Source organism: Pseudonocardia sp. SID8383, from assembly GCF_009864975.1.
Classification (GTDB): domain Bacteria; phylum Actinomycetota; class Actinomycetes; order Mycobacteriales; family Pseudonocardiaceae; genus Pseudonocardia; species Pseudonocardia alni.
Map to the genome: position 1 here is coordinate 1 of NZ_WWFY01000182.1, position 5,313 is coordinate 5,313.

Consider the following 5,313-nt stretch of genomic DNA (forward strand, 5'->3'; position numbering starts at 1 on the left):
CCGCTCGGCGGGGTGCAGCCGGTCCGCGCCGATCGCGGGTCGGACCGGCACCGGGCGCAGCCGGCCACGCGCCGCGGCCGTGAGCACCTCCACGACGGCCTCGAACGACGGGTACCGCCCGTCGGGCAGCGGGAGGAGCTGCTGGCGGACCACACCGCTCACCCCCCACGCCTCGGCCTCGGCGAGGACCTGCCAGCGGTGGGCGGGCCAGCGCAGACCGGCCAGCACGCGTCCGAGGTTCTCGCGCAGCCGCTCCAGGTCACCCGATGACACCGGCAGCGGGTCGACCGGCGACAACGCGGTCCGGGCGGCGGGCACCGGCGCGGGGACCGGGCGCAGGGCGCGTCCCGGCACGGGGGGTGCGCTCACGCGGCCCACCCCGTCTCCAGCTCGGGCTGCTGCGCCCCGCTGCACGCCGGGTCACCGTCGAGGTGCCGGTAGGAGAAGGCGGGCCTCTCCAGCGGGGTCGCGGGGTCGGAGTGCCGGAAGATCCGACAGACCGAGCCGTCCGCGACCGACGACCAGCATCGTTCGCAGATGCGGAGCCGGGGAGTGTTCTGCTGCACGATCCACCGCCTGGGGCGATTCCGGGACCCTGCCCGCCCGCCCCGTTCCGGTCGACGTCCGCAGGTCGGCAAGGTCATCTGCACCGAGTGTGGTGTACGACATATCGACGCGCCACTCCTGGGCGTGTACTGGAGTCCGCTCCGCGGAGCCGACGTTTGCGGCACGGGGCGTCCGGGAACTGTTCAGTCCCCCTCCGCGCGGTAGCGCTGCTCCAGCTCACGGACCTCCCCGATCCCGGCGAGCTCGGCGAACGCGTCGAGGCCGCCGAGCCGGTCGATCAGCGACGCCGGGGTGCCCTCGGCCCGCAGCCGCTCCAGCAGCTCCCGCATCCCGGCCGTCGCCGCGAGCAGGGTGCCCACGGGGAACAGGACCAGGGCGAACCCGAGCTCGGCGAGCCGGTCGCGCGACAGCGGCGGGGTGCGGCCGCCCTCGGCCCAGTTGAACACCAGCCGGTGCCCGGCCAGCGCGGTCGCGACGGTCTCGATGTCGCGCTCGGACGTCGGCGCCTCCACGAACAGCAGGTCGGCGCCGGCGTCGGCGAACCGGCGGGCCCGGTCGATCGCCGCGTCCAGCCCGTCGACGGCGGCGGCGTCGGTCCGCGCGATCACCAGCAGGTCCGGGTCGGTGCGGGCGTCGACGGCGGCCCGCACCTTCGCGGCCATCTCCGCGGCGGGCACCACCTGCTTGCCCGCGAGGTGCCCGCACCGCTTGGGCATGACCTGGTCCTCCAGGTGCAGCGCGGCGACCCCGGCCCGTTCGTAGTCGCGGACGGTGCGGATGACGTTGAGCGGGTTGCCGTAACCGGTGTCCGCGTCGGCGATCAGCGGGAGGTCGACGGCGTCGGCCAGCCTGCCGGCGTGCGCGGCCATCTCCGCACCCCCGAGCAGGCCGACGTCGGGCCGGCCGAGCAGCCCGGCCGTCGTCCCGAACCCGGTCATGTAGACGACGTCGAACCCGGCCTGCTCGACCAGCCGCGCGGACAGCGCGTCGTAGGCGCCGGGGGCGAGCACCGGGGTGCCGGCGTCGAGCAGGGCACGCAGGCGCGCCCGGCGGTTCCCGGGTCGGCTGAGGAGGTCGGCCACGGCGGGGTCCCTTCGTCGAGCTGGATTGTGTACACGCATCGCCCACTCTGCCTGTCATCCGGACGTAACAACAGGTGGAGCCTTGTGCGTGACCGGCGGCACTCGTAGGTTGCATACAGCCCGACGCCGGAGGTGACGATGGTCGACACGACTCCCCGGCGCGCCTCCGAGCGCGCCCAGGCCGCGCTGCGCGAGGAGATCCTCACCGGCGCGCTGGCCGCGGGTGCCCACCTGGGCGAGGTCGAGCTCGCCGACCGCCTCGGGGTGTCGCGCACCCCGGTCCGCGAGGCGCTGTCCCGGCTGGCCGCTGAGGGGCTGGTCGAGCTGCACCCGCACCGCGGTGCGCGGGTCGCCACGTTCTCCGAGGCCGACCTCGACGACATCTTCGGGGTCCGCACCGCGCTGGAGCCGCGGGCCACGGCGCTGGCCGCCGCCCGCGCGACCGCCGCCGACCTCGACGAGCTCGACGACCTCGCCGGGCGCATGCTCGCCGTCGGCGGCCCCGGCCCCGGGCAGGACCTCGACGCCCTGGTCGCCCTGAACCGGCGGTTCCACGCCCGGCTGCTCGAGATCGCCGACACCCCCGCGCTCGCCTCCGCGCTCGCCGGCGTGGTGCACGCACCGGTCGTGCTGCGCACCTTCCACACCTACGATGCGGCGTCGCTGGCCCGCAGCCTCGCCCATCACGCCGAGATCGTCGCCGCACTGCGCGCCGGGGACGGCGGCTGGGCCTCCGCGGTGATGGTCAGCCACATCGCCAACGCCCGCGCCGTGATGACCGGGGACCGCCGGTGACCGGGGCCGGGTCGGGACCGCACGGTGCGCCGTTCTCGGGCCGGGTCGGCTGGGGCGCGGCACCGGCCGTCGTCGTGGTGGACCTCGTGGCCGCCTACACCGAGCCGGACGGGCCCTTCTTCCTCGGGGACGCCGCGACCGCGGAGCGCGTCACCGGCGGCTGCGACGCCGTGGTCGCCGCGGCCCGCGCGGGCGGGCACCCGGTCGTCTGGACCGTCGTGCGCTACGCCGCCGACCTCGCCGACGCGGGGTTCTTCGCCGCGAAGGTCCCCGCCCTGTCCTGCTTCGCCGAGGGCGCCCCCGGGGACTGGGGCCGGCTCGTCCTCGACCCGGCGCCGGGCGAGACGCTGCTGGCCAAGCAGCACGCGTCCGCCTTCGCCGGGACCTCGCTCGCCGCGACGCTGCGGGCCCGCGGGGTCGACACCATCGTCGTCACGGGGGTGTCGACGTCGGGCTGCGTCCGCGCCACCGCCACCGACGCGCTCGCCGCCGGGTTCCGCCCGGTCGTCGTCGCCGACGCCTGCGCCGACCGCGACGCCGGCGTCCACGCCCGCAACCTCGCCGACCTCGACGCCAAGTACGCCGACGTCGCCGACCTGCCCAGCACCGTCACACAGCTGTCCACCCCGGAGGTCTGAGTGCACTACGGCGTCTTCATCCCGAACGCGACCAACGGCTACATCCTGTCCACCGGCAGCCCGCAGTACCGGCCGAGCTTCGCCCACAACGTGGCGATCACCCAGGAGGCCGAGCGCCAGGGCCTCGACTTCGTGCTCTCGATGATGAAGCACCGCGGGTCGGGCGGGCCGAGCGACTTCTGGGGCGAGTGCCTGGAGTCGTTCACCCTGTTCGGCGGGCTCGCCGCGGTGACCGAGCGGATCGGGCTCTACCCGTCGGTGACCACGCTGGCCACCCACCCGATCATGGCCGCCCGGATGGTCGCGACGATCGACGAGATCTCCGGCGGACGCTGCGGGCTCAACATCGTGACCGGCTGGAACAAGCCCGAGTACACGCAGATGGGGCTGTGGCCCGGCGACGAGTACTTCGAACGTCGCTACGCCTACGCCGCCGAGTACGTGCGGGCGCTGCGGGCACTGTGGAGCGAGGGGACCACGACCTTCTCCGGCGAGTTCTTCTCCTTCGACGACGCCGACATGCGCCCCAAGCCGCTGCACACCCCGACGATCGTCTGCGCGGGCCAGTCGCCGGCGGGCCAGGCGTTCACCGCCGAGCACGGCGACCGGAACTTCATCATGGCCGAGCGCTCGAAGGTCGGGGACATCGCCGCCGGAGTGCGCCGGCTCGGCGACGAGGCGGGCCGCGACGTCGGCACCTACGCGCTGTACTGCATCATCGCCGAGGAGACCGACGACGAGGCCGACCGGCTGTGCGCGCACATCGTCGAGAACGCCGACCTCGAGGCCATCAGCTACATGACCACCGGGGCGTCGCTGGACACCAACCCGGACGGCACCTCGGCCCAGCTGCTGGCGTCCCTGGAGCGTCCCGCGTCGGAGGGGAACATGGCGTTCCTGTCACTGCCGGTGGTGAAGGGCTCCTACGAGCGGGTCGCGGCCCAGCTCGACGAGATCGCCGCGACCACCGGCATCGACGGGGCGCTGCTCACCTGGCCCGACTTCGTCGACGGCGTCACCAAGTTCGGCGAGCGTGTGAAGCCGCTGCTACGAGAGGCCGCCCAGCCCGCCACGACCTGAGGAGACCCCACTCACGGTGAGTGAGGGGGGTTGTCCCCACTGTCCGTTCTGGTGCGAGCCGGAACCATCGGGGGGTGTGACCGACACCCGGCCCGCGCCGCGCTCCGACTTCTCCGACCGGCTCCGGCATCCCGTTCCGCACCTGTTCGTCTACGCGTTCGCGATCGTCCCGGCGATCGCGCTCGTCGCCGCGGTCCCGCTCGCGTGGGGCTGGGGCCTGACCTGGCTCGACGCCGGCCTCGCACTCGGCCTCTACGTCGTGTCCATGCTGGGGGTGACCGTCGGTTTCCACCGCTACTTCACCCACGGCTCGTTCACCGCGAACCGGCCCCTGAGGATCGCGCTCGCCGTCGCGGGCAGCCTCGCCGTCCAGGGGCCGGTCCGGCACTGGGTGGCCGACCACCGCCGTCACCACGCCTACGCCGACGCCGAGGGCGACCCGCACTCGCCGTGGCGCTACGGCACCTCCCCCGCCGCGCTGGTCCGCGGCTTCTGGCACGCCCACATGGGCTGGATCTTCGACCGGTCGCTGACCGACCAGCGCCGCTTCGCCCCGGACCTGCTCGCCGACCCCGACATCGACCGGGTCCACCGCGGTTTCACCGTCCTGACGATCCTGTCCGTGTTCGGGCCCGGCGTCGTCGGCGGCCTGGTGACCTGGTCCTGGTGGGGCGCGTTCACCGCGTTCTTCTGGGCCGGGCTGGTCCGGGTCGCGGTGTCGCACCACGTCGCGTGGTCGACCAACTCGATCTGCCACCTCGTCGGTGAGCGGCCGTACCGGGCCCGGGACCGCTCCACCAACGTCTGGCTGCTCGCCGTCCCCAGCATGGGCGAGTCCTGGCACAACCTGCACCACGCCGACCCCACCTCGGCCCGGCACGGCGTCGGCCGCGGCGAGATCGACATCTCGGCCGGCACGATCCGGCTGTTCGAGAAGCTCGGGTGGGCGTGGAACGTCCGCTGGCCGACCGAGAAGCGGCTGGCGAAGCTGGCCGCCCGGCCGGACGAGCCCGCCGCCGCCTGAACCGGCCCGGGTGTCCCGCTCAGCGGGGTCCCGGGACGGCGGGCACGACGTGCACGGCACCCCGCGACCGCACGCGGCACCGGTCGCCGGGGTGCGGCACCCGGTCCGTCCCGGCCCGCACCCGCAG

7 protein-coding genes are annotated in these 5,313 nt (G+C 74.5%); 4 read left to right on the plus strand and 3 right to left on the minus strand.

The annotated features are described in order from the left end of the window. From GTW08_RS04525 to GTW08_RS04535, 3 genes are all read right to left on the minus strand, one after another. Positions 1-369 (minus strand): hypothetical protein (locus GTW08_RS04525; RefSeq protein WP_202416395.1); only part of this gene is annotated, 369 nt, incomplete at its 3' end. Further along, entirely contained in the window at positions 366-566 is a 201-nt protein-coding gene (locus GTW08_RS04530; RefSeq protein ID WP_062394657.1) for a hypothetical protein, read from the minus strand. The genes GTW08_RS04530 and GTW08_RS04525, both read right to left, overlap by 4 nt. A gap of 183 nt (positions 567-749) precedes the next feature. Continuing rightward, positions 750-1,649, minus strand: coding sequence for an isocitrate lyase/PEP mutase family protein (locus tag GTW08_RS04535; RefSeq protein ID WP_073575050.1), 900 nt, complete (start codon positions 1,647-1,649; stop codon positions 750-752). A gap of 138 nt (positions 1,650-1,787) precedes the next feature. Here GTW08_RS04535 and GTW08_RS04540 point away from each other — a divergent pair, with 138 nt between their 5' ends. From GTW08_RS04540 to GTW08_RS04555, 4 genes are all read left to right on the plus strand, one after another. Then, entirely contained in the window at positions 1,788-2,444 is a 657-nt protein-coding gene (locus tag GTW08_RS04540) for a GntR family transcriptional regulator (protein ID WP_062402948.1), read from the plus strand. Beyond that, positions 2,441-3,082 carry an isochorismatase family protein gene (locus GTW08_RS04545; protein WP_073575051.1) on the plus strand — a complete coding sequence of 214 codons (642 nt, stop codon included), beginning with the start codon at positions 2,441-2,443 and terminating at the stop codon, positions 3,080-3,082. Before GTW08_RS04540 ends, GTW08_RS04545 begins: the two co-directional genes overlap by 4 nt. Then, positions 3,083-4,162, plus strand: a complete 1,080-nt coding sequence (locus GTW08_RS04550) for an LLM class flavin-dependent oxidoreductase (RefSeq protein ID WP_073575052.1) — start codon at positions 3,083-3,085, stop codon at positions 4,160-4,162. It abuts the gene before it with no gap. Between the two features lie 142 nt (positions 4,163-4,304). After that, positions 4,305-5,186: an acyl-CoA desaturase gene (locus GTW08_RS04555; RefSeq protein ID WP_073575362.1), complete on the plus strand. Its 882-nt coding sequence runs from the start codon at positions 4,305-4,307 to the stop codon at positions 5,184-5,186. Positions 5,187-5,313 lie beyond the last annotated feature (127 nt).